The sequence below is a fragment of the Paenibacillus planticolens genome (assembly GCF_013141725.1).
Lineage (GTDB): Bacteria > Bacillota > Bacilli > Paenibacillales > NBRC-103111 > Paenibacillus_E > Paenibacillus_E planticolens.
The window spans coordinates 365,466-387,216 of sequence record NZ_WHNZ01000017.1; the positions used below are offsets into that span (position 1 = coordinate 365,466).

20 protein-coding genes are annotated in these 21,751 nt (G+C 52.4%); 4 read left to right on the forward strand and 16 right to left on the reverse strand.

Annotated features, from left to right (window positions below; all coding sequences use genetic code 11):
* Positions 1-125 precede the first annotated feature (125 nt).
* The 3 genes from GC097_RS10350 to GC097_RS10360 all read left to right on the forward strand — a co-directional run bounded on the left by GC097_RS10350 (position 126) and on the right by GC097_RS10360 (position 2,699).
* Positions 126-878: an IclR family transcriptional regulator gene (locus GC097_RS10350; RefSeq protein WP_171683237.1), complete on the forward strand. Its 753-nt coding sequence runs from the start codon at positions 126-128 to the stop codon at positions 876-878.
* 16 nt (positions 879-894) lie between these two features.
* Positions 895-1,668, forward strand: a complete 774-nt coding sequence (locus tag GC097_RS10355; RefSeq protein ID WP_171683238.1) for an SDR family NAD(P)-dependent oxidoreductase — start codon at positions 895-897, stop codon at positions 1,666-1,668.
* Positions 1,669-1,799: 131 nt separating this feature from the next.
* Positions 1,800-2,699: a fumarylacetoacetate hydrolase family protein gene (locus GC097_RS10360; protein WP_171683239.1), complete on the forward strand. Its 900-nt coding sequence runs from the start codon at positions 1,800-1,802 to the stop codon at positions 2,697-2,699.
* Positions 2,700-2,773: 74 nt separating this feature from the next.
* Here GC097_RS10360 and fabG read toward each other — a convergent pair whose 3' ends face one another.
* The 15 genes from fabG to GC097_RS10435 all read right to left on the reverse strand — a co-directional run bounded on the left by fabG (position 2,774) and on the right by GC097_RS10435 (position 18,735).
* Positions 2,774-3,520, reverse strand: coding sequence for a 3-oxoacyl-ACP reductase FabG (fabG, locus tag GC097_RS10365; RefSeq protein WP_171683240.1), 747 nt, complete (start codon positions 3,518-3,520; stop codon positions 2,774-2,776).
* 45 nt (positions 3,521-3,565) lie between these two features.
* On the reverse strand, positions 3,566-4,471 hold the full coding sequence (phaZ, locus tag GC097_RS10370; protein WP_171683241.1) for an intracellular short-chain-length polyhydroxyalkanoate depolymerase: 906 nt from the start codon (positions 4,469-4,471) through the stop codon (positions 3,566-3,568).
* Positions 4,472-5,515, reverse strand: coding sequence for a 3-oxoacyl-ACP synthase (locus tag GC097_RS10375; protein WP_171683278.1), 1,044 nt, complete (start codon positions 5,513-5,515; stop codon positions 4,472-4,474).
* A gap of 4 nt (positions 5,516-5,519) precedes the next feature.
* Positions 5,520-5,711: a hypothetical protein gene (locus GC097_RS10380; protein WP_171683242.1), complete on the reverse strand. Its 192-nt coding sequence runs from the start codon at positions 5,709-5,711 to the stop codon at positions 5,520-5,522.
* Positions 5,702-6,709, reverse strand: a complete 1,008-nt coding sequence (locus GC097_RS10385; RefSeq protein WP_171683243.1) for a branched-chain amino acid ABC transporter permease — start codon at positions 6,707-6,709, stop codon at positions 5,702-5,704. Before GC097_RS10385 ends, GC097_RS10380 begins: the two co-directional genes overlap by 10 nt.
* 4 nt (positions 6,710-6,713) lie before the next feature.
* Entirely contained in the window at positions 6,714-7,574 is an 861-nt protein-coding gene (locus GC097_RS10390; protein WP_171683244.1) for a branched-chain amino acid ABC transporter permease, read from the reverse strand.
* A gap of 48 nt (positions 7,575-7,622) precedes the next feature.
* The gene (locus GC097_RS10395; RefSeq protein ID WP_171683245.1) at positions 7,623-8,327 is read right to left on the reverse strand and encodes an ABC transporter ATP-binding protein; all 705 of its coding nucleotides are present in this window, start codon (positions 8,325-8,327) and stop codon (positions 7,623-7,625) included.
* On the reverse strand, positions 8,314-9,078 hold the full coding sequence (locus tag GC097_RS10400) for an ABC transporter ATP-binding protein (RefSeq protein WP_171683246.1): 765 nt from the start codon (positions 9,076-9,078) through the stop codon (positions 8,314-8,316). Before GC097_RS10400 ends, GC097_RS10395 begins: the two co-directional genes overlap by 14 nt.
* 16 nt (positions 9,079-9,094) lie before the next feature.
* The gene (locus GC097_RS10405; RefSeq protein WP_171683247.1) at positions 9,095-10,375 is read right to left on the reverse strand and encodes a substrate-binding domain-containing protein; all 1,281 of its coding nucleotides are present in this window, start codon (positions 10,373-10,375) and stop codon (positions 9,095-9,097) included.
* Positions 10,376-10,426: 51 nt separating this feature from the next.
* Entirely contained in the window at positions 10,427-13,696 is a 3,270-nt protein-coding gene (locus GC097_RS10410) for an ATP-binding protein (RefSeq protein ID WP_246294104.1), read from the reverse strand.
* On the reverse strand, positions 13,693-15,222 hold the full coding sequence (locus tag GC097_RS10415) for an acyl-CoA synthetase (RefSeq protein WP_171683248.1): 1,530 nt from the start codon (positions 15,220-15,222) through the stop codon (positions 13,693-13,695). Before GC097_RS10415 ends, GC097_RS10410 begins: the two co-directional genes overlap by 4 nt.
* Positions 15,223-15,357: 135 nt before the next feature.
* A complete protein-coding gene (locus tag GC097_RS10420; protein WP_171683249.1) occupies positions 15,358-16,542 on the reverse strand; it encodes an acetyl-CoA C-acetyltransferase in 1,185 nt (394 codons plus the stop codon).
* Entirely contained in the window at positions 16,535-17,215 is a 681-nt protein-coding gene (locus GC097_RS10425; protein ID WP_171683250.1) for a 3-oxoacid CoA-transferase subunit B, read from the reverse strand. Before GC097_RS10425 ends, GC097_RS10420 begins: the two co-directional genes overlap by 8 nt.
* Positions 17,212-17,919 carry a CoA transferase subunit A gene (locus GC097_RS10430; RefSeq protein WP_171683251.1) on the reverse strand — a complete coding sequence of 236 codons (708 nt, stop codon included), beginning with the start codon at positions 17,917-17,919 and terminating at the stop codon, positions 17,212-17,214. The genes GC097_RS10425 and GC097_RS10430 overlap by 4 nt, the downstream gene beginning before the upstream one ends.
* A gap of 30 nt (positions 17,920-17,949) precedes the next feature.
* Positions 17,950-18,735: a 3-hydroxybutyrate dehydrogenase gene (locus GC097_RS10435; protein ID WP_171683252.1), complete on the reverse strand. Its 786-nt coding sequence runs from the start codon at positions 18,733-18,735 to the stop codon at positions 17,950-17,952.
* Between the two features lie 208 nt (positions 18,736-18,943).
* On the opposite strand from GC097_RS10435, the gene GC097_RS10440 reads away from it, so the two are divergent.
* A complete protein-coding gene (locus GC097_RS10440) occupies positions 18,944-19,834 on the forward strand; it encodes a LysR family transcriptional regulator (protein ID WP_171683253.1) in 891 nt (296 codons plus the stop codon).
* A gap of 337 nt (positions 19,835-20,171) precedes the next feature.
* On the opposite strand, the gene GC097_RS10445 is transcribed toward GC097_RS10440, so the two are convergent.
* Positions 20,172-21,751 (reverse strand): InlB B-repeat-containing protein (locus tag GC097_RS10445; RefSeq protein ID WP_246294106.1); only part of this gene is annotated, 1,580 nt, incomplete at its 5' end.

Below are 21,751 nucleotides of genomic sequence, written 5' to 3' on the forward strand. Positions count from 1 at the left end.
GCGAAAACAACCTCCATCATTCCACTCGTTTTTTCCCTCCATCTATGCTATGATGGTTTTAATGAATAAACTTGGTTTTTCATAATAAACCACAAACCAAACCACCCAAACTTGGAGGCACACGATTGGACGATAAATACCGCGTTCCGGCGATTGAACGTGCGCACCTTATTCTCAAAGAAATCTCGCTGCAGCCCGGTAGATTGAAGCTCATCGATCTGTCGCGATCGCTTAACATCAACAAAAGCTCGATGTACTCCTTGCTTTTAACACTGGAGAACTTGGGATGGGTCGAGAAAGACGCCGGCGAAACCTACCGTCTGGGACGCGAGCTGTCTCGCTTGGGCCATGCGGCTGTACAGCAGCAGCGCAACTTGAACGAGTCGTTTCACAAGGAAGCCTCCCTAACTAAGCTGAGGCTCGGGGAATCGCTGCAGCTTGCCAGATTGGACAGCAGCGAAGTGCTCTATCTCGCCAAAGAGGAAGCGCCAACACCCGTCCGGCTCGCATCAGGACCGGGAACGCGGCTGCCTGCGCATGCCACTGCTCTTGGCAAGGTGATGCTGGCTGATCTGAGCGATGAGGAACTCGACATGCTTTATCGCATCGAACAAGAGCCATTTCCTCCGTTAACGGTGCATTCCATCACGTCTTTGCAAGCCTTGAAAAATAACTTGGCGCAAATCCGCCAACAAGGCTTCGCGCTCGATTTGGAGGAAGCTGTCCTCGGATTCAGCTGCGCAGCCGCTCCAATTCGCAATAGCGAAGGGAAGGTCATCGCCGCTGTCAGCTGCTCAATGATGTCGCCTCAGTGGGAACAGAAGAAGCAGATCTGTATAGAAGAAGTTCGCAAGCTGGCTCACCTACTATCCGAATAGCAAAGGAGAATTGAACATGCGGTTGCAGAACAAAGTCATTCTCATCACAGGCGCTGCTTCAGGAATTGGCAAAAGCACGGCACTCTTATTCGGGCGCGAAGGCGCTCAAGTCATCGTGAACGATCTCGACGAAGCCAAGGGGATCGAGACGGTGAATGAAATTACGGGGGCTGGCGGAGCCGCCCGCTTCATTCAAGCGGACGTGACGCACTCCGACTCCGTCAAGGCGATGGTCGAGCAGATCATTCAAGCCTACGGCCGAATCGATGTGCTTTTCAACAACGCGGGCATCAGCGGCGTCGGCGCGCTTCATGAGCTGGAGCCCGACGCGTGGGATCGCATCATGAGCATTAATGTGAAGGGCGTCTTCCTCCCTTCCAAGCATGTTCTCCCCCATATGATGGAGCGCAAATCGGGCTCGATCATCAATATGTCTTCCTGCATAGCCGAAATCGGACTGGCTCGCCGAGCCTCTTACGCAGCGACCAAAGGCGCTGTCCTCGCGCTAACCAAATCCATGCAGGTGGATTATGCCCCTTATGGTATTCGGGTGAATGCGCTGCTTCCCGGGACGATTTTGACCCCGTTTGTTGAAAATTATCTCCGCACCTCGTATGACGATCCGGAAGCTGCCGTCGCCTCATTGAAATCCAGACAGCTGAGCAGCGAGATGGGACGTCCGGAAGATGTGGCTTCAGCCGCATTATTCCTTGCTTCAGATGAATCCAAGTTTATGATGGGTTCACCGCTTTATATTGACGGAGGCGTAACTTTCGGCAAAAACGCATAAATTGGGCTGCTGCACGTTTTCATTCACGCTTTCATTCATACTTTCATTCATACTTTCATTCACGCTCTCATACACGCATCCATTCACGCTTTTCATGCCCTCATACATCCGATCATTCAGGAGGTTCTTTCATGAAACTGCTTACATTTAGCAAAAATAATTCGCTCACGCTCGGCATCCAAACGGACTCCGGCGTGCTGGATGCCGCTCAAGCTGTCCAGCAGTTATCACCTGCGTTCTCTGTGCCTGCGACGGTTCACGAAGCGATCCAAGGCGGAGCCGCCGCAACCGATGCGCTGCATCAGCTCGTCAGCCTCGCTCTTGAAAGCGATCATCGCGATTCTCTTCTGCTTAGCGAAGCATCTCTTACCTACGGTCCCTGCGTCACGAACCCCGGCAAAATCATTTGCGTCGGGCTTAATTACCGCAAGCACGCGGAAGAAACGAATGCTCCGATCCCGCAGTATCCGATTCTTTTTAACAAATTCAACAATACGCTGACAGGACATGGACATGATATCGCCCTCCCCCGTGTAACCAAAGAAGTCGATTATGAAGCGGAGCTCGTCATCGTCATCGGCAAGCAGGCCAAATACGTCTCCAAAGAGGAAGCGTTGAACCATGTCTACGGTTACTGCTGCGTGAACGACCTGTCCGCCCGCGATCTGCAGATGCGTACAGCGCAATGGTTGCTGGGTAAGTCGTGCGATGATTTCAGCCCGCTTGGCCCTTATCTGGTCACGGCGGACGAGGTTGGCAATCCGAATGACCTGAAGATCAGCACCACCGTCAACGGCAAGGTGCGGCAAAACTCGAATACAGCGGATATGATTTTCCACTGCGACGAAATCGTCAGCTATATTTCGCAGCACATGACACTTTATCCGGGAGACATCATTCTCACAGGTACGCCGGAGGGCGTTGTGCTCGGCGATCCGGTGGATAAACGCGTATATTTGAAAGACGGGGATGTCGTAACAATTTCTATCGAAAAATTAGGCAGCCTAACGAATCGCATGGTAAGCGAATAAAAAAATCCCCCATATCAAGAGTATTTCGAAAAGGTCATGACCTTTCTACTACTCCCGGTATGGGGGTTTTCAAATTAAATAACCAAACCGCCGTTCACCTCTAGTACGGTACCGTTCACATAATCAGCATCATCTGAAGCTAAGTACAAATAAGCTTTGGCGATATCCTGCGGTTGGCCCAGGCGGCGCAGAGGCACCTTTTCCATCATGCCTTGAAGCACTTTTTCCGGAACTTTGGCAACCATGCCGGTTTCAATATAGCCCGGTGCGACGGCATTAACGGTTACTCCTTTATATCCTAGCTCCTTGGCCCAGGTTTTGGTCATCCCAATGACACCTGCCTTGGTCGCCGCATAATTCGTCTGGCCGATATTTCCGTTAATTCCGACGATCGAGGAGGTGTTGATGATTTTGCCTCTCCCTTTACCGACCATATGCGGCGCAGCAAATTTGGTGCAGTAAAACACGCCGTTCAGGTTCACGTCGATGACTTGATGCCACTGCTCGAGCGTCATTTTGCTGAGCATGCTGTCGCGTGTAATGCCTGCGTTGTTGATCAAGATATCCAAAGTGCCGAAGCGCTCGACCACGGTGCTGACCATCCGCTCCACGCTTTCCGCGTCGCTCACATCGACCTTCACGAAGATGGTCTGCTCCGCGCCGGAAGCTGCTTGCAGCTCCTGCAGCACTTCCGCTCCAGCTTCCTCATCATAGTCGGCTATAGCAACGAGGGCGCCTTCCGAGACGAACAACCGAGCTGTCTCGCGGCCAATTCCGTTAGCCCCCCCGGTAATTAACGCGACCTTATCCTTGAGTCTCATCGCTTCAATCTCCTCCAACGTTTGTCTAAGCGCATCTAACCAATGTCACTCCGTGCCAAGTACAAACCGATCTACCTTCCCGGTTAATGCCGGCAAAGCATCCACTAACGGGGAATGGCCGCAGTTCTCCAATACCACGAGCTCAGCGCGATCGCCGAGATCTTCCATCATCTCGCTTGTCATCGATTCCTGAATGACGAGATCATTAGCCCCCCATATGACGAGCACAGGCGCTTTAATCCGCGAGACATCCCCGCTTCCCGGTGCAGCTTCATGATCCGCACTGCTAATATTGAACGTATTTAAACCATGATAAATATCGGCCAGATTTCGCTGGGTCAAAATATCATCCACATATTGCTCGAACTGCTCCTCGGCAGGTTTATTCAAGTTATACACTGAAACTTCAAACAGCCAGCGCATGAAAGCCCGGTCCTGCCGCGCTCCTGCATCCGAAATAAGCTTCGTCCGCGAAAGCGCGCTGATTTCGTCATGTGTACGAAGACGCTTCGTTAGATCCGGATTGCCGTCAGCGCCATCTGCATAGAATGGATATCCGCGCGTAGACATCGAAGAGAGTAAAATCAACTTCTCCACTTGCTCCGGATAATCCGCCGCAAATTTCATGGCGATTCCGCCGCCGGTCGACCAGCCAATCAGGGCAAAAGTATGCAGCCCGAGCGCATCGACAAACTGCTTAACGACTTCCGCATAATCGAAAAGTCCGTCAATAGGTTTGTGATACGTGGAAATACCAAATCCAGGAAGGTCAATAGCAACAAGATGAATCCGAGGATCGAGACTCTCCATGAGCACATCCCAATGTTTAGACGAGTTCATATTCCCATGAACCAAGAGAAGTGTCGGTCCTTCGCCTTCCACGCCTCTCTCGCGATACCCAACGGTTTCACCACTCGGAAGCTCCAAGCTTTTTAACACAACCTCCGCCATTTACTCATTCCTCCCTTTGCCCCATTGAATAGCCGTAGCGCCCCACGCATAGCCAATGCCTGCACTCACAAGGATGACGCGATCGCCATTTTTGATTTTCCCTTGCTCCACGCCTAGCTCTAAGCTTAAGATCTGATCAAGCTGACCTACATGGCCATAATCCTGCAAATACACCGACTGCTCTTCCGAAAGCCCGATTTCCCTCAGTACATAGTCATGAGCCGACTTTTTCATATGCAAAATAGCCAGATAATCGATGTCGGACAGCTGCCAACCGCTTTTCTCCGCCGCCCTGCGAATCACTTCAACGAAACGCGCCATCGACGTGTGGTCGAGACGTTGTTTCATCCCCTCGGGATCCGGCACATCCAAATACAGCCCCTGTCCCTGATTCAGCAAATCGCTGGTTAACGGCATTTTCGTGCCGCCCGCAGGTACGATAACATCCTCTGCAAAAGCGCCGTCGGTTATCAAATGACTTTCCAGCACCACGTTGCACGCGTGCCCTTTGCGCAGCAGCATAGCCCCGCCGCCGGCAGCCAAATTAAACATAAACCGCGTTCGCGGGTTCTCATAATCGATGAGATCGACGTTCCGGTATCCGCCGGCGAGCAGAGCCGTTTGGATCGAATCATCCGCCATCATCAGGCTTTTCGCCACTTTGAGGGCCATAATCGTCGTACCGCACCGAAGGGCGGCATCGAACGCCCAAGCATTCACCGCACCGATTTCGTGCTGCAGCTTAAGTGCGGCGGTCCACACCGGATACTCCTTGTGCTCCTCGCCGATATAAATGACCAGATCGATTTCCTTCGGATCGATTCCAGCTTTCGCGATCGCTTCGCGCGCCGCCAGGATGCCCATTTCACAGGTGTGGTCCTCCGGGCCAGGGCCGGGAACATGCTTTTGCCGGATACCCAGCTTCTGCTCCACCACATCTTCAGGCAGACCGGAAGCTTCGGCAATATCCTTAGCGGTCATAATGGTTTGAGGCATGTACATCCCCGTGCTTAAAATGCCTATAAGTTCATTTGAAAGGCTCATTTTCTTACTCACCCTTTTTTCGTAAAGCTTGCTCGATGTAATCAAACGCTTCCTGCATGGAACCGACGACAATTTCATCCTGATCCTGCACATGCGTAATGCGAATGCGCCAACGGCGCTCTTCAGGCTGTTCCTCCTCGCCCACGGAGCTGAACCGGAGGACAAAGGAGCTCACCATGTTGGGCTCTAATGCCATTTTTTCTCCACCCGCCTTTCGAGTACCGGAGTTCGCCATTTCGTCCACCACATCTTGACGGTACCCGCGATACCTTGGGGAAATACCATGACAATCAGGATATACAGCAAGCCGAAGAAAATAATCCAACGGTCAAAGATCGCATACGTCTTGGCGAGGTTCGACAATCCGTTATGGGCCAACTCGATAATGGCTGAGCCGATGAGTCCGCCGTACAGTGTGCCGACTCCGCCGATAATTGTCATCAGCAGCGCGTCCAAGGTGATATCCGTAGCAAACACCGAGGTATTTACAAAACGCAGCGTCACCGCATACATCGATCCTGCGAGCGCAGCCACCATACCCGCAACGACACTGGCAATGACTTTATAATGTACAAGATTAAAGCCCAGCGAACGCGTCCGCTGCTCATTCTCGCGGATTGCTTGCAGCACGCGGCCTAGCGGCGATACCGTGAACCGGCGCAGCAGCAGGAACACGATGATCAGTACCGCAAGCGAAATCCAGTAAAAGGTGCGGCGGTCCATCAAAAGATCAGGAATCGAGAAGGTGAAACCTTCCCCGCCTTTCGTGAGCGTGCGCCATTTCTCTGCGGCTACTTGAAACAAGCCTGCAAAGGCGAGCGTGAGCATCGCGTAATAATGGCTTTTTAACCGCAGCGACAGCATCCCGACTAAATAACTGACCACGCCTGCAACCAAGAGGCCGACAAGAACGGCCAGCAGCAGTACGCCGATGGAAGAGCCGTAATTATGCATCATAATGCCAACCGCATAAGCTCCGATACCAAAAAACATGGCATGCCCGAAAGAGACAATTCCCGTGTAGCCCAGCAAAAGATCGTAACTGATCGCAAAGATCCCGAAGATGAATATTTTCGTTACGAGGATCATCGCGCTGCGCGAGTCGTTGATAAGCGGGTACAAAGCTAAAAGAAGAGACAACAGCCCGTATACGGACAAAGAGCCGGAAAAGCGTTTATTAAGCAGCGTTAGCATCCTCTCACCCCTTCGATCCAAGCAAGCCGGATGGCTTGAGCATGAGCACCAGGACCATCAGCAGCATATTGACAGCAAGCGACAAGTCGGGAACATAATAAGCCATTAATGACCCTGTCAGCCCTACGATAACGGAAGCGAGCGCCGACCCGTTAATATTTCCCATTCCTCCGATAACAACGACGATAAACGCGAGAATCGCGAACTGCATGCCCATCTCGGCAAACACAATGCCGGAGTAAGGCGCGAGCAGCACGCCGCCGAGCGCCGCCATCGCTGCGCCCAGCATGAACACAGCTGTAAACACGCGATGAATCGGGATGCCAAGCGCCTGCACCATTTCTTTGTTCTGCACACCGGCGCGTACAATGAGACCGAGCCTCGTACGGTTCATCAGCAGTTGCAGTCCTAACAGGACAAGCAGGCCAACCCCGATAATAAACAATCTGTATTTGATAAAAATAACGCCACCCAAGCTCCAACTGCCGTCAAGCAGTTTTGGTACCGGCGCAGAGATCGGGTTCGGCCCCCACACGACCTTTAACAGTTCGCTTAAAACAAGCATAACTCCCAGCGTTACGAGAATTTGCTGAACATGATTGCCGTATACAGGTCGAATCACGATACGTTCCATCACAAGGCCGAGAATCAGGCCGGTGACAATCGCCCCGATAATAGCGAGTGTAAAGCTGCCTGTGCGAGTGAATAACCAAACGCCGGAGTAAGCTCCCCATGCGAACAGACCGCCGTGTCCGAAATTAAGAACATCCATCAGTCCGAAAATTAAGGTAAGTCCAGCCGCCAGCAAGAAGACGAGCATGCCGGTCGCGAGACCGTTAACGAGCAAATTTGATAATGTAGCCATAAGGATACGGCCTCCTCTGTAATGGATCCCCAAACGTTGGGCCGGATGTCAGGCAATCCCCAGGAACCGTTTGCGGGTTTCCGGGTCTTCCCTGAGCTCACTCATCCGCCCGCCCAGGACGATTCGGCCTTCATCCACGATATAGTAGCGGTCTCCGATTCGGCTGGCCATGAAAAAGTTTTGCTCGACCAGGAGCACCGTCGTTTTCTTCTTGATTTGTTCGATGGACTGCATCAGCTTCTCCACCACAATGGGCGCAAGCCCTTTGCTCGGCTCGTCGATCAAAAGCAGCTCATTCTCGCCGACGTAAGCCCGCGCAATGGCCAGCATTTGTTTCTGCCCGCCGCTGAGATGACCGCTTTTGCGCTGCCAGAACGTCCGCAAATCGGGAAATAGCTCCAAAATCCATTCCTGGCGCTGCATCGCCGCATCGTGCTGTGCTTGCATCGCCACCTTCATATTCTCCTGCACGGTCAAATCGGCGAAAATACCCTGATCCTCCGGCACATAGCCGATCCCCTTTCGGGCAATGGCATAGGTAGGCAGCTTATCTATTCGTTCTCCCTTGAAGGTGATGCCGCCTTGAGAAATCGGATTCAACCCCATGATCGAGCGGAGCGTTGTCGTCTTGCCGGCGCCGTTCCGCCCCAATAAGACGGTGATCTCCCCTGGGGTTACTTCCAGTGAGACCCCTTGTAAAATGTGATACTGACCAATAAAAGTTTCGATGCCTTCGACGTTAAGAAGCGTCATCGTAAAAGCCCCCTAAGTACGCGGATTGGACCAATTCATTATTCATGATCTCTTGCGGCGAACCGTCCGCCAGCAGTTTGCCGTTGAACAGAACCATCAACGAATCGGACAGATCGAGAACCATTTCCATCTTATGCTCAATCAGTACAATCGAGCGGTCGCCCCGTTCTTTGATGCCGCGTATGACTTCTAAGATCGCAGGCACCTCTTCCATGGAAATGCCCGCCGTCGGTTCATCCAGCAGCAGCAGTTCAGCGTTCAGAGCAAGCAGCATGGCAATCTCCAGCTTGCGCTTCTCGCCATGTGCCAGCATGCGTGCCGGGGAGCCGGCCACGTCAGACAATAACACAGTATGGAGCAGTTCCTGTGCTTCTTCTTCAAGACGGCGGTAAGCGGTAAAATGGCGGAAAACGTTATATCGAATGCCTTCCCGCGACTGGACGGCCAACCGGACATTTTCCAGCGCTGTCAGATTCGGAAATACGTTCGTAATTTGAAAAGATCGCCCGATGCCTAACCGGGTTCTCTCATACGGAGACAGCGAGGTGATGTCCTGCCCTTTAAACCAAACCGTTCCGCGGGTTGGCTTCAGCTCGCCGCTCAATAAATTGAAAAATGTCGTCTTCCCCGCTCCATTCGGCCCTATGATGGATTTGAAATGCCGGGGTGGCACCGTAAGGTCCACCCCGTTCACCGCCGTATGTCCGCCGAATGCGATCGTCAGATCACGGGTTTCGAGAATCGGCTTCATTCGCACTCGCCCCTTGCTATTTTTTATTACGAACCGGCGGAGCGGTCTCATCCATCTTCATTTCACGCATGAGCTCGGGCACCGGATAATCGAAGCCGTCTTTTTTCACCAGCTTGATCGCATACATAGACTGCAATGCCTGATGATCCTCGGCGCGGAACTTCATCGTTCCCTTTGGCGTTTCGAAGGACATGCCTTCCATCGTCTTGATCAAAGTATCAGTATTCATGTCAAAGTTTGCCTTCTTCACCGCTTCGACAATGGCAAGCGCTGCCGACATGCCGCCCGGCGTGAACAGATCCGGAACTTCGTTGTTAAACCGCTTCTTGTTTTCATCGACCAACCATTTATTAATATCATTGCTCGGAAGCGTATTGTAGTAGACGGAGAAGCCCTCCATGCCGACCAGATCGTTCATGGTTTTAAGCGCTACGATGTCAGGTGCTCCCGTGGAAATTTTAATGCCGCTAGCTTGCACTTTCATATCCTGCAGCTGCTTCCATGGCGAGTTGGCGCCTGCCCACACAACGAACAGGTAGTCCGGCTTCGCTTCCAGGATTTTCTGAATGTTCGGTGTAAAATCCGTCGCAGTCGCGCCTGGGTATTGCTCCGTTACGAAGTTTGCGCCAAGCTTAAGCGCCGCTTCCTTAAACGCCGTAATGCCATCCCGGCCGAATGCGCTGTCCGGAGCGAGCGTCGCGATCTTTACGCCCGGCTTCGCAATGGCTGCCGCACCTGCCACCGCATCCTGCGAGGAGTTGCGACCTGTGCGGAAGATATACTTGTTCCAGCTGGCTCCTGTAATGGAATCTGCCACGGCAGGCTCAACGACCATGACCTTCTTATACTCCTGCGCAAGCGGCAGGACCGCCAAGGTGTCGCCTGAACTGGATGAGCCGACAAGGAAATCCACCTTATCCTTCTCAAGCAGCTTTGTTGCTTTCTGCACCGCGACGTCCGGTTTTGTTTCCGTATCCTCGACAATGATCTGAATCGGGTGGCCATCCAGCACTTTCGTCCCTTTGGTCACGTAATCGATTCCCATTTCAAAGCCGCGGGTGGTCTGCTTCCCATAGCTTTCAAGCGAGCCCGTCATGGAAGCCAGCACCCCGATTTTGATCGGTGTTTTATTTGCGGCAGCGCTTTCAACCGGAGCTTTCGAAGCCGCCGTCGTTGCGGCCGCTGTCGGTGACGCGGTGTTATTGCTGTTCGTTGCACTCGAGCATGCGGATGAAAGCAGCAGGATCGTTGTAATGAGCGCTACACTTCCGCTGCGTCCCCATTTTTGTGTTGGCATGAAGAGAATCCCCCTCTTAATTTAGAATGACTTTATCATAATGGGGCAGGGTTACAAATCAGTTACATCGGAGTCTGACAACTGGTTATACAGCTCCAGTGTGGCTGGCATAGGCTCGACTCCCATCTCTTCGGCCAGAGCAAGCTGACATTTGTGAAACCATCTATCAGCCTGCCGGCGGTTTCCGAGCTTGAGGTGGCTCTGCATCAGCAGCCTGTACGCTTCTTCCCAGCAGGAGTCTTTCTGCACGATCGCTTCGCACCAGTGGATGGCGCGGTCATACAATTCCGCTTTCAACTGAAGCCGCGCCAGCCGCTCCGCTCCGCGCAGATACAGCACCAGCAATCGCTCCCGCTCTTCAATGCACCAATCCTCGTAACGGCGGTCGGGCATATAATCACCTTTATACAGCTGGAGCCCTTTTTCTAATAAGGCCATAGCTTTAGCCGGGTCCGATTCCTCCAGGCCATCCTTGAGAAGCGCTTCGAATTCAATCGTGTCCAGTTCAAACCCTGACGCCAGGTTAAGTCCATACGACGACCCGTGCCGTTGAATAAAAAAAGGATTCGCACGCGCGCGCCGATGCGGCTCAAGCGCCGTATTGAGCGCGTTCAGCATCACTTTGAAATCGCGGGCAGCGGATTTATCATCCGACTGCGGGTACAGATGCGCCAGAATCGCTTCCTTGGGAAGCAGCTGTTGGCGCTTAACAACGAGAAGCTGAAACAGCTCTTTGGCTTTGCCGCGCTGCCAATCTTTCTCTTCGAGCTCCCGGTCCCCCAGCCATACGCGGAAGCCGCCCAGCGTTTCGATGTGCAGGGTATACCCCGGATGGTACGTCATATGCTCCATCCCCAACCCGGTCAGCAGATGGGTGACATACCCGCTCTCAATCCTCTGCTTCTGCGCTTCAATGAGGAGCGGCGCCAAATGCTGCACATCTCTCGGACCGAATAACGTACGCCTTTCGATAAGTCCATCGTACTCGCCGCTTTGCAGCATTTGAAGAAAGCGTTCCATCGCATCGTGGAACCGTTCATCCTGCTCGGTACGGTAAGCCAACATCGCTTGCCACAGCAGCGTGACCGTAAGTCCGTAACTGTCGCCGCACAGCATGAACCGTTCATGGCATTCCATAAACACTGCTTCCGCCTCCTCCCATCTGGAGGCATAGAAAGCGGCAATCCCGCGGGAAATGCGGATATAGGACGATAACCACTCATCGTTCACCTTCTCTGTTTCGGCTAGCGCCTCTTCGCCGAACTGGGCGGCAAGCTCGAAAGCGCCTTCACGCCCATAGAGCAGGGCAAGACCCATGAGCGGCTCCGCCTTGCCGCGCGAGACATCCAGCTGTTCCATCATTTCTTGGGCAGCCCGATAGCATTTCACGGCAACGGTAGGGTCGTATTTCTGTAAAAGCTGCGCCGCATGGCCCATACGGATCCAACCGACAGCTTCCACGAACGGAGCATGCAGGCGAATGCCCACCATCATCCCGGCTTCGGCCAGCTGCTTCGCGACTTCGGGCCGGCCTTGCATGGACTCGATGAGCGAAAGAAGCAGCTCGATCTCGCGATGTGAGCGGGGGAGCTGTGCAGCGTTCGATTTGTTGCGCTGCTGCACGATTCGTTCGGCGAGCCGCTTCGCCTGCTTCAAGCGCCCCGTACGCAAATGCAGACGCGCTTCCAACCAGTCTTCGTGGAAATCCGTCAGATAGAACCGGCATTTATTAAACCAGTCTTCGGCTTCCGCCGCGCGTCCGGAGTTTACCAAGTTTTCCGCCATCAACCCGTACAGGCGCACGCGGTGTGTGTCCTCCGAATGCGTTGAACCCTCCAGCAGATCAATCGAGCGTTCCAGCAGCTTTTGCGCTCTCCCGGGCTGGATGGTATCCAAATAGATGCGAACCTGCCCCTCAAGCGCCAGCGACTGGCCAATCGAATCTGAGGCTGCAGCTGCCAACTGCTCCGCTTGTGCATAACAGCTCATGGCTTGCTCATACACACAGCGATAGCGGTGAACGTCCCCTTCATAGATCCATAGGGCAGCCCTCGCATTCTTCTCCGCTAGCGGGGTACGCCGGATACGATCCATCAACGCTTCCAGTTGGCCTGTTTCCAGGAGCGTACGGCCGTGCAGCTCCAGCATCCGCGCCGCTTCGCCGGGATCGCCCGCCGCAGCGAACAAATTCATGGCCCCGCCGTACTGGCCGGTCGCAGCCAAATACGCCCCGGCCATATGAGCGAACCGGACGTATTCCGTAGGCATCTTTTTAAATTGACCCTGCAAAAAGTCCCGAAATAACGAATGATACCGAAATAAACCGTCCCCCAGATGCGTTAAAAACAGGCTCTGACTGCACAATTTGGCCAGCAATTGATAAGAGTCATCGCGCTCTAGAATCTTGTTGCAAGCATCGGCTGTCAGTTCCTCAAGCAAGCTGGTTTGCAGCATGAAGGTTTGAATATCCGGCATTTGCTTCTGAAACACTTCCAGAGCCAGGAATCGGAATAGATCATCCATCGTCTCGGCTTCGTCCGCCAGTAAGGATTTAACATCGCTGCCGGTTAAAAGTAAGCGCTGCCAAATCAACTGAACGGCAATGGCCCATCCTTCCGTCCTGCGGTATATAAGCTGCGCCTCTTCTGGTCGCAGTGGGTAGTCATAGTAGTCTGTAAAGAGCACCTCGATCTCTTCTTCGGAGAACGCAAGGTCTTGCTCGGTAATCTCCAACAGATCGCCGCGGACTTTCATCGCAGCCAGCAGCTCCCAATCCGGGCGTTTGCGGCTTAATAGAACCACATGAATCCCGGCAGGCATATGTTTCAATGCGTACTGCATAAAAGCGTCTACACCTTCGCAGTGCGCTGTGAGGTGATAGTCATCCAGGACAAGCGTAAGCTCACCCTGAATCGTCGCCAGTTCATTCAGGAAAGCATCGAAGAGCCGGTGCAACTCGGCATCGCGAACATAATACTCACCTTGAGCCAGATGATTCAACAGCTCATCTCCGAAGGCGGGAAATTGTCCGCGAACGGCATGTACGATGTAGGTTAGAAACAAATACAGATCGTCGTCATGCTCGCTGATGCTGTACCAGCAATAAGGGGAAGGCATGTCGCGCAGAAAGGAGGCGACAGCCGTGCTTTTGCCGTAACCCGGGCCGGAATGAACCAGTGTCAGCGGATGATCGTTCAGCCGCTTTAGTTTCTTGGTTAAAACGGATCGTCTTAACATATGTGACTTTACTCGATGAGGAGTCAACTTTGTCTTGAGCACGATGCCAGTCTTCATCACCGCACCCCTTTCCCCTAAACTCATGCTTCGTTTCCACATTGTAACATAGTTGCTATTATTCTACTCTTATCAATTTTACCAACCGCTGTTTTGGGCAGGTCTCCCATAAATAAAACTCTCTTAGGAACCTTATACCTGCCAATGGCGGCAGAGCAGTATGCAATCAATTCGTCCTGTGTTAAGCTGCAGCCTTCTTCCAGTACAACAGCCGCAGAGACAGCTTCTCCCCACTTCTCATCGGGCACTCCGACGACAGCCGCATCACTGATTGCCGGGTGCTGCCGGAGGTGATGCTCGACCTCAAGCGGATAAACGTTTTCGCCTCCGCTGATAATCATGTCTTTCTTGCGGCCGATAATATAGTAATAGCCCTCGGTGTCCCGTTTGCCAAGATCCCCCGTCTTCAGCCAGCCGTCCGGTCTCAACACTTCAGCCGTCGCTTCCGGACGATTCCAGTAGGAGTGGAAAACATGCCCGCCTCGCAGCCAAACCTCGCCAACTTCGCCGGTCGCTACCTCGCATCCCTCATCATCAGCCAGCAAGACATCGTTGTACAGCATAGGACGCCCTACGGAGCCTCTCTTGTGCACGGCATCCTGAGGATCAATATAGAAATTATTCGGGCCGGCCTCGGTTAGTCCATAACCTTCTTTGAAGGAGAGTCCCTTTGCTTCAAAAGCTTGATAGACGGGAAGCGGACAAGGAGCTCCTCCGGAGAGAAACGTATGCATCGTTGGAAATACCGCGTCTGCGAAGGCGGGTGATTGTATCAGCATGTGGTACATCGTTGGGACAAGCAGCGCGATCGTGCACTTCTCCCGGTTGAGCAGCTCCAGCGTATGTTCGGCGTCGAATTGCCCCACAACGACAACCGTTCCCCCCGCATGCAAAACCGGCAGTGACAAGGCATTCAGCCCTCCGGTATGAAACATCGGCATATACGTCGGCGTCACATCTTTCGCCGTTAAATTCCAAGTGACTGCGGTGTTCGCCGCATTCCAAAAAATAGACCGGTGACTAAGGACGACACCCTTCGGTTTGCCTGTGGTTCCCCCGGTATAGATCATCACAAAGGGATCTTCAGGGTCGGCCTCTGCTGAGCCGGGCTGTGTATCTTGTGCCGCCGCCATGCAGGCGAGTGACAGATCCTCCGCTAGATCGAGCGGAAGGACCTCCATGGCGTGAGAAGCCCTAAGCTCCTCCGCTAATAGGGCAAAACGGCTGTGAACGCCGATCACCTTTGGCGTGCAGTCCGCCAAAATACTGGCAAGCTCAGGCAATGCCAAGCGCCAATTAAGCGGAACAAGCACGGCGCCAAGATGGCGGCAAGCAAACAGCCATTCAAAATAAGCGACATGATTGGGAGCAAGCAGCGCGATCCGGTCCCCACGGCAAATACCATGGGTTCCAAGCTTAGCGGCCAGCCTTTTCACCATGGCGTTCAACTCGCTATACGTTAGGCGTTCTCCCGTTTCTCCATCCACGACTGCGATATGGTCCGGCGTAAGGAGGCATCGTTTCTCCCACCAATTAACTATGTATTCTACCATGATGACATTCCTCCTGCTTGCTGCTTCTATACAGCACCTTAACCTGTTTACTCTAAGTAAACAGGTTAAGGGTTACAAACGAGTTACACGGCAGAGGCTGCTCGGCTTTGTTCCAAACTGCCGTTTGCCTGCACGCTATCCCCGCTCGACCAACATTGCTACGCCTTGCCCGCCGCCAATGCACAAAGCCGCCATACCCAGCTTGCCTTCTCTTTTGTCCAGCTCATGCAGCAGCGTAACCAGAATACGGGCTCCGCTGGCACCGATCGGATGCCCAAGGGCAATCGATCCGCCGTTGACATTTAATTTGTCGTTCGCAACGCCCAACTCACGGCCAACGGCCAAAGACTGCGAAGCAAAAGCTTCGTTTAGCTCGAATAAATCGACGCTGTCCAAGGGCACGCCTGTTTTACTTAGCAGTTTGCGAACGGCATCGACCGGTCCCATGCCCATCATAGACGGATCTAAGGCCGCATTCGCATAGCCCTTAATTCGAGCCAAAGGCTTAAGCCCAAGCTCCTTAGCCTTATCCGCAGACATGACGACTAAAGCAGCCGCTCCGTCGTTAATGCCGGAAGCGTTCCCCGCCGTGACGGTGCCTTCTTTCTTGAAAGCCGGGCGAAGCTTGCCAAGAATGTCAGCCGTCGTACCTGAACGGGGAAACTCGTCTTGCGCGAACAGCACCGGGTTGCCTTTCCTTTGCGGGATGGCAACAGGCACAATTTCATCCTTGAATCTGCCTGATGCGATGGCATGCTCCGTCTTCTGCTGGCTCCACGCAGCGAATTCGTCCTGCTCCTCGCGTGAAAGACGATAATGCTCGGCAATATTCTCAGCCGTGATGCCCATAGAGATATCGCACATCGCGCACCATAACCCGTCTTTCATCATCGAATCCACCATCGTGCTATCGCCCAGCCGCAAGCCCGATCGAGCCCCAGGAAGGAGATATGGCGCTTGCGTCATATTTTCCATACCGCCCGCCACGACGATCTCGGTATCGCCAAGGCTCACGGACTGTGCGGCCAGCATGACGGACTTCAAGCCGGAGCCGCAGACTTTGTTAATCGTCAAGGCCGGTACGAACTGCGAATACCCCGACTTGAGCCAAGCCTGTCTGGCCGGGTTTTGCCCAAGTCCGGCCTGCAGCACATTCCCCATGATAACTTCGTCAACTTGGCTGTCGGCTAGATTTGCCCTCTTTAAAGCCTCTTGAATAACCGTGCTGCCGAGCTGCGGAGCAGATATGTCCGCCAGTGTTCCCTGGAAGCTGCCGATAGCTGTACGGACTGCGCTAACAATAACGACTTCTCTATTCATAACGATCTCCTTTGCTCATCTGAAGTTTGCTTTGCAGAAGAGGGCTGCTCGTAAACTGCGCCTCGGTATTGGCTGCAACCTCTTCCATCGTAGCTCCCGGCTGGATAGCCGTTAACACCATGCCCGCCTCTGTAAAATCAAACACAGCTAGATCCGTGATCAGACGATTCACGACTCCCTTGCCTGTCAAAGGCAGGGTGCAGGCCTTTTTCACCTTGGACTCACCCGATTTATTCACATGTTCCATGATGACTACGACCCTTTTGGCCCCATTGACCAGGTCCATGGCGCCACCCATCCCTTTCACCATTTTTCCGGGAATCATCCAGTTCGCCAAATCCCCATTCTCCGCGACCTCCATACCGCCAAGAATCGCTAAATCAATATGGCCGCCTCGGATCATAGCGAAAGATTGCGCGCTGTCAAAAAAGGACGCGCCCGTCACAGCCGTTACCGTTTCCTTGCCGGCATTAATCAAGTCCGGATCTTCTTCTCCTGCATAAGGGTAAGCACCAATGCCCAAAAGCCCATTTTCCGATTGCAGCATAACCGTCATTTCCGGGGGAATATAATTGGCCACCAGTGTAGGCAGGCCAATGCCTAAATTGACATACATGCCCTCTTTTATTTCCTCGACGGCGCTTTTGATAATGGTTAGACGATCATTTTTCATCGGACTGCCTCCATGCTGCGAACGGTAAGTCGCTCGATCCGTTTTTCATAAGACGCACCCTTCACAATCCGCTGCACATAAATACCTGGCGTATGAATATCGTCCGGGTTCAGTTCGCCTAACGGTACAATTTCTTCCGCCTCAACGATCGTCACTTTCCCGGCTGTTGCAGCCAGCGGATTGAAGTTGCGCGATGTTTTGCGGTAAACGAGATTTCCCAGCGGGTCAGCTTTCCAAGCTTTGACCAAGGCAAAATCGCCGACAATCCCTTTTTCGAGCAGGTAAGTGCGCCCATCGAATTCTTTGTGTTCTTTGCCTTCTGCAACCAAAGTGCCTACGCCTGAAGCCGTATAAAAGCCAGGAATTCCGGCACCGCCTGCACGAATTCTTTCGGCAAGCGTTCCTTGCGGAACGAGCTCCACTTCGAGCTCTCCGCTCAGGAACTGCTGCTCAAATGTTTTGTTTTCTCCCACATAGGAGGAGATCATTTTCTTGATCTGTTTGTTCGCCAGCAGCAATCCAAGCCCGCAATCATCGACCCCGCAGTTGTTGCTCACTACGCATAAATCTTTGGTTCCTTGCTTCTCAAGCGCCGCAATCAAATTCTCCGGAATTCCGCAAAGCCCGAAGCCGCCAACGATTAACGAAGCTCCGTCGCGAATGTCCGCTACAGCTTCCTCCATGGAAGAATATAGCTTGCTCATGCTGATTCATCTCCTTTATCTCCTTCATCTCTACTGCGCCGTGTACCCTCCGTCGATTAACAGCGACGCTCCCGTTACACCCCGCAGTTTATCGCTGGCAATGAGCATCGCGTAATCCGCAATTTCCTCTACGGCCAGAAGGCGTCTTTGTGGAACCAATGGATAAATGACTTCTTCCAGAACACTTTCCAGAGGAACGTTCCGCGTTTTGGCTAAATCCTGTAGCTGCCCTCTCACTAGCGGCGTATCGACATAACCCGGGCATAAGGCATTCACCGTAATGCCGTGGGCAGCGCCTTCGAGTGCCGCCACCTTCGTTAAGCCAATAAGTCCATGCTTGGCGCTGTTGTAGGCTGCTTTGCCTGCAAATCCAATAATGCCGTTAATCGAAGCCATATTAATAATCCGTCCAAAGCCTTGATCCTTCATAATCGGGAACGCATGTTTAATGCCGATAAAAGCGCCCGTCAACATCACTTGGAGCATGAAATTGAACTTCTCCACAGGGAATTCCTCAATGGGAGCCACATGCTGCAGCCCCGCATTATTCACGAGAATGTCTAATCGTTTATAGGTTTGAATCACCTCTTCTATCGCTTGAACAAATTGCGGCTCCTGCGTTACATCGCACTTGATCCCTATGGCTTCATAGCCTTCTTGCTGTAGATCTTGCGCAGCCAGATTCGCCTGCTCGCCATTGATGTCGCAAATGACCACCTTGGCTCCTTCCCGCGCGTAAGTGCGAGCGATTTCCAGACCAATTCCGCTTGCAGCGCCTGTTATCAACGCCACTCTATTTTCCAAAAACCTTGTCATTGCGTTAACCTCCAGCGTGAATGATTAAATATGGATAATAGGATCGCGAGCGAGATACGCATGGAAATAAAGCGCTTTCAGACTTGTTGAAATGTAATGAAATTGGAAATGTTTCACTCTCTTTTAGTTTACATGCAGATTCTCGCAAGGTAAAATTCATATTTGGAATCACATTGATGAAAATAAGCTATAGGTCGGGGATGATCTCTTGGATATCCGTCAGCTGCAATACCTGCTTGAGATTGCTAAACATATGAACTTTACCAAAGCCGCCGAAGCCCTTCACGTTACCCAACCTACTCTTAGCAAAATGGTGAAAAATATAGAAGAGGAACTGGGTGCCACTTTATTTGACCGTTCCGGCAAGTATGTCCAATTGACGGACTCCGGGCAGGCCGCCGTTCAGCAAATCGGGGTCATCATGCAGGCCGTTCAAGACCTTCATCTCGTATTGGACGATGTGGCCAACCTAAAAAAAGGAACCATTACCATCGGGCTCCCCCCGGTAGTCGGCTCCGTTTTCTTTGCGCGCGTGATCGCGAAATTCCAAACCTTGCATCCCGGCATTCATTTTCGAATTGTCGAAGAAGGCGCTAAACATGTAGAAAGCCTTGTTCATAACCGCAAGCTGGATCTTGGTGTCGTCGTAGGACCCGTGGATACGTCCGCCTTTGAAACCCTGCCTTTTATGTATCAAAAGTTAGCTCTTATTATCCATCGTGAGCACCCGCTCGCAAAGCAATCCAGTGTGTCCCTACTGCAGCTTAGAAGTGAACCCTTTATTCTGTTTCCCAGCGGCTATGCGGTCCGAAATCATGTGATGCATGCCTGTCGAACCGTTGGATTCGAGCCCTCCGTTGTCTATGAAAGCTCACAGTGGGACCTGTTGGCCGAGATGGTAGCATCAAAGGCAGGCATCTCCATCGTTCCCGAGACCATTTGCAGCAAAATCACCAGTCCCGAGGTTCTGACTTTACCTCTAATAGAGCCTTCCATACCGTGGGATTTAGTTATCATTTGGCCTAAGGATCACTATGTATCTTACGCCATGCGTGAATTTATTTCGTTTAGCCTAGGGCTTTCAGATAATGAGCCTTAACGCTAGACGTCTACGACCAAGCTCCAATCCGCCTTGCTGCCTCTGGCTCCCTCAAAGACTTACTGGAAATAATAACGCCTGAATAGAGTCATTTTCAAAATGACACCTCTATAAAGGTTCTTTTTCACTACATTATCCTCCCGTTTGCGGGGAAAAGGCAGCCGGTTTTAGTCGGCTGCCTTTTCGTTTGGATTATTGAGTTCTCGTTTTCCGTTAGCGTAACAACTTGGTTAGCTTACTAATTGAAGAGATGCCGCATGTGGCACACTTCTTTTTAACTAGCATTGGAAAGAGAGAAGTTTTTCAGCCTTTCTCTCTCTCCGTTTCACCTTAATCGTTATTGCATGATCAGTTTAGCAATACTCACTACATCGATAATGTCAATTTTGCCGTCATGATTGAAGTCGCAATCTTTCGCCGCATTCCAATCGCTGCTGGCCGTAGTTTTTCCGTATTGTGCCGCTGTTTTGCCTAAATCGCCAATATCAATGACATAATCTCCATTGACATCTCCTGGGGAGAAGACGGTTATGATCTGCTGATTAAACGTTTGTATCGCTTGGTTTAACGCATTAGCCGCATTAGCCAGCTGCTGTTGGGTAACCGCTGGGTTCGCGCCCACGGCAGCAGCCGTTTGGATCGCAGCTAGCAGCACCGCTTTGGAACCTGCTGCAAATTGTCCAGCTTGCGTTCCTTCTACTGTGCGGTCATAGATGGACTGTGCCAAGCCCAAGACCGTCTGCAACGTTGTCTTATCTACAGCTACAGCCGCCGTTACAGAAAGCGTTAGATTAGCAAGCGGAGCATCCATCTTTTGGCCCAGTGCGTTAGAAAGTGCTGCCTTGGTCAGTGCCAGGTTAGTCGTAGTGGAAGAAGCCAGCGGCTTCGCTTTCCAATTGATCTTGAATACATCTCCGCTTGCTGTGATTGCACCCGCTTCACCTTCACTAACCGCGATAATGCGAATTTGCCCCGGTACATCTTTCTTCGTTTCAACTACAGCAAATCCGGATTTCAATGCATCTACGGATACAAATTCAACCGCATTCGCATCAAAGCTTAATAGTATGTCCGCCGCATATACAGAGGAAGATACGCTGTTCGTGACATTTGTTAAGCCGAAATTGGTCGAGAACGAAGCTCCTGCTTGTACCGCCGCTGCTCCCATCAGCGTCGTGTGAGGCACGTCGGTCTGCACCGGTGTCTGACCCCTGATCACAACATAACTGGAACCTTGCATTCCGCTGCCATCCGTCGCGGATGCCACAACTTTCACGACGCCGTCTTGTTCCGCAGTGAGCAAGCCGCTGGACGTTATCGTCGCTTTATCAGTTTCCGTGACCCCATCTGCTTCCCGAACGCTCCAAGTGACTTGACCGTTCGCAACCGCCGGTAACACGGTAGCCTGCATTTGCAGCGCACCACCCTGACTCGTGATCGCATTTATACCACCTGCACCGCTTACGGAGATGGAAGTAATCGATACGGTCGGAGGCACATCCTCGAACTCGGCCGTTACCACCACATCGCTTGACGGCATTGTGAAGCTCGTGCCACTCATCACTGTTTCTACCAAACCTGCCGTATATTTCAGTGTGCCTGCTTTAAGACGCTTATTACTTGCTGGTGTTGCAATAACTTGTACGTCCTCGCCTGTCGCAGCAGAGACTTTGTCTACTTGCACAGTTCCGCCTATGATGTCGCTGCCAACCGTGATACTGTATACGGTCGGAGGCACATCCTCGAACTGTGCCGTTACAGTCACATCACCTGACGGCATTGTGAAGCTCGTGCCGCTCATCACTGTTTCTACCAAACTTGCCGTATACTTCAGCGTTCCTGCCTTGAGACGCTTGCCGCTTGCTGGCGTTGCAATGACTTGTACGTCCTCGCCTGCCGCAGCAAAGACTTTGCTTA

Excerpts from the sequence above, each read along its gene's own strand:
- GC097_RS10410 (WP_246294104.1), bottom strand. The coding sequence starts at position 13,696 with ATGAGTTTAGGGGAAAGGGGTGCGGTGATGAAGACTGGCATCGTGCTC.
- GC097_RS10400 (WP_171683246.1), bottom strand. The coding sequence starts at position 9,078 with ATGAAGCCGATTCTCGAAACCCGTGATCTGACGATCGCATTCGGCGGA.
- GC097_RS10435 (WP_171683252.1), bottom strand. The coding sequence starts at position 18,735 with ATGACAAGGTTTTTGGAAAATAGAGTGGCGTTGATAACAGGCGCTGCA.
- GC097_RS10415 (WP_171683248.1), bottom strand. The coding sequence starts at position 15,222 with ATGGTAGAATACATAGTTAATTGGTGGGAGAAACGATGCCTCCTTACG.
- GC097_RS10425 (WP_171683250.1), bottom strand. The coding sequence starts at position 17,215 with ATGAAAAATGATCGTCTAACCATTATCAAAAGCGCCGTCGAGGAAATA.
- GC097_RS10420 (WP_171683249.1), bottom strand. The coding sequence starts at position 16,542 with ATGAATAGAGAAGTCGTTATTGTTAGCGCAGTCCGTACAGCTATCGGC.
- GC097_RS10405 (WP_171683247.1), bottom strand. The coding sequence starts at position 10,375 with ATGCCAACACAAAAATGGGGACGCAGCGGAAGTGTAGCGCTCATTACA.
- fabG (WP_171683240.1), bottom strand. The coding sequence starts at position 3,520 with ATGAGACTCAAGGATAAGGTCGCGTTAATTACCGGGGGGGCTAACGGA.
- phaZ (WP_171683241.1), bottom strand. The coding sequence starts at position 4,471 with ATGGCGGAGGTTGTGTTAAAAAGCTTGGAGCTTCCGAGTGGTGAAACC.
- GC097_RS10380 (WP_171683242.1), bottom strand. The coding sequence starts at position 5,711 with ATGGCATTAGAGCCCAACATGGTGAGCTCCTTTGTCCTCCGGTTCAGC.
- GC097_RS10385 (WP_171683243.1), bottom strand. The coding sequence starts at position 6,709 with ATGCTAACGCTGCTTAATAAACGCTTTTCCGGCTCTTTGTCCGTATAC.
- GC097_RS10395 (WP_171683245.1), bottom strand. The coding sequence starts at position 8,327 with ATGACGCTTCTTAACGTCGAAGGCATCGAAACTTTTATTGGTCAGTAT.
- GC097_RS10375 (WP_171683278.1), bottom strand. The coding sequence starts at position 5,515 with ATGAGCCTTTCAAATGAACTTATAGGCATTTTAAGCACGGGGATGTAC.
- GC097_RS10430 (WP_171683251.1), bottom strand. The coding sequence starts at position 17,919 with ATGAGCAAGCTATATTCTTCCATGGAGGAAGCTGTAGCGGACATTCGC.
- GC097_RS10390 (WP_171683244.1), bottom strand. The coding sequence starts at position 7,574 with ATGGCTACATTATCAAATTTGCTCGTTAACGGTCTCGCGACCGGCATG.
- GC097_RS10355 (WP_171683238.1), top strand. The coding sequence starts at position 895 with ATGCGGTTGCAGAACAAAGTCATTCTCATCACAGGCGCTGCTTCAGGA.
- GC097_RS10360 (WP_171683239.1), top strand. The coding sequence starts at position 1,800 with ATGAAACTGCTTACATTTAGCAAAAATAATTCGCTCACGCTCGGCATC.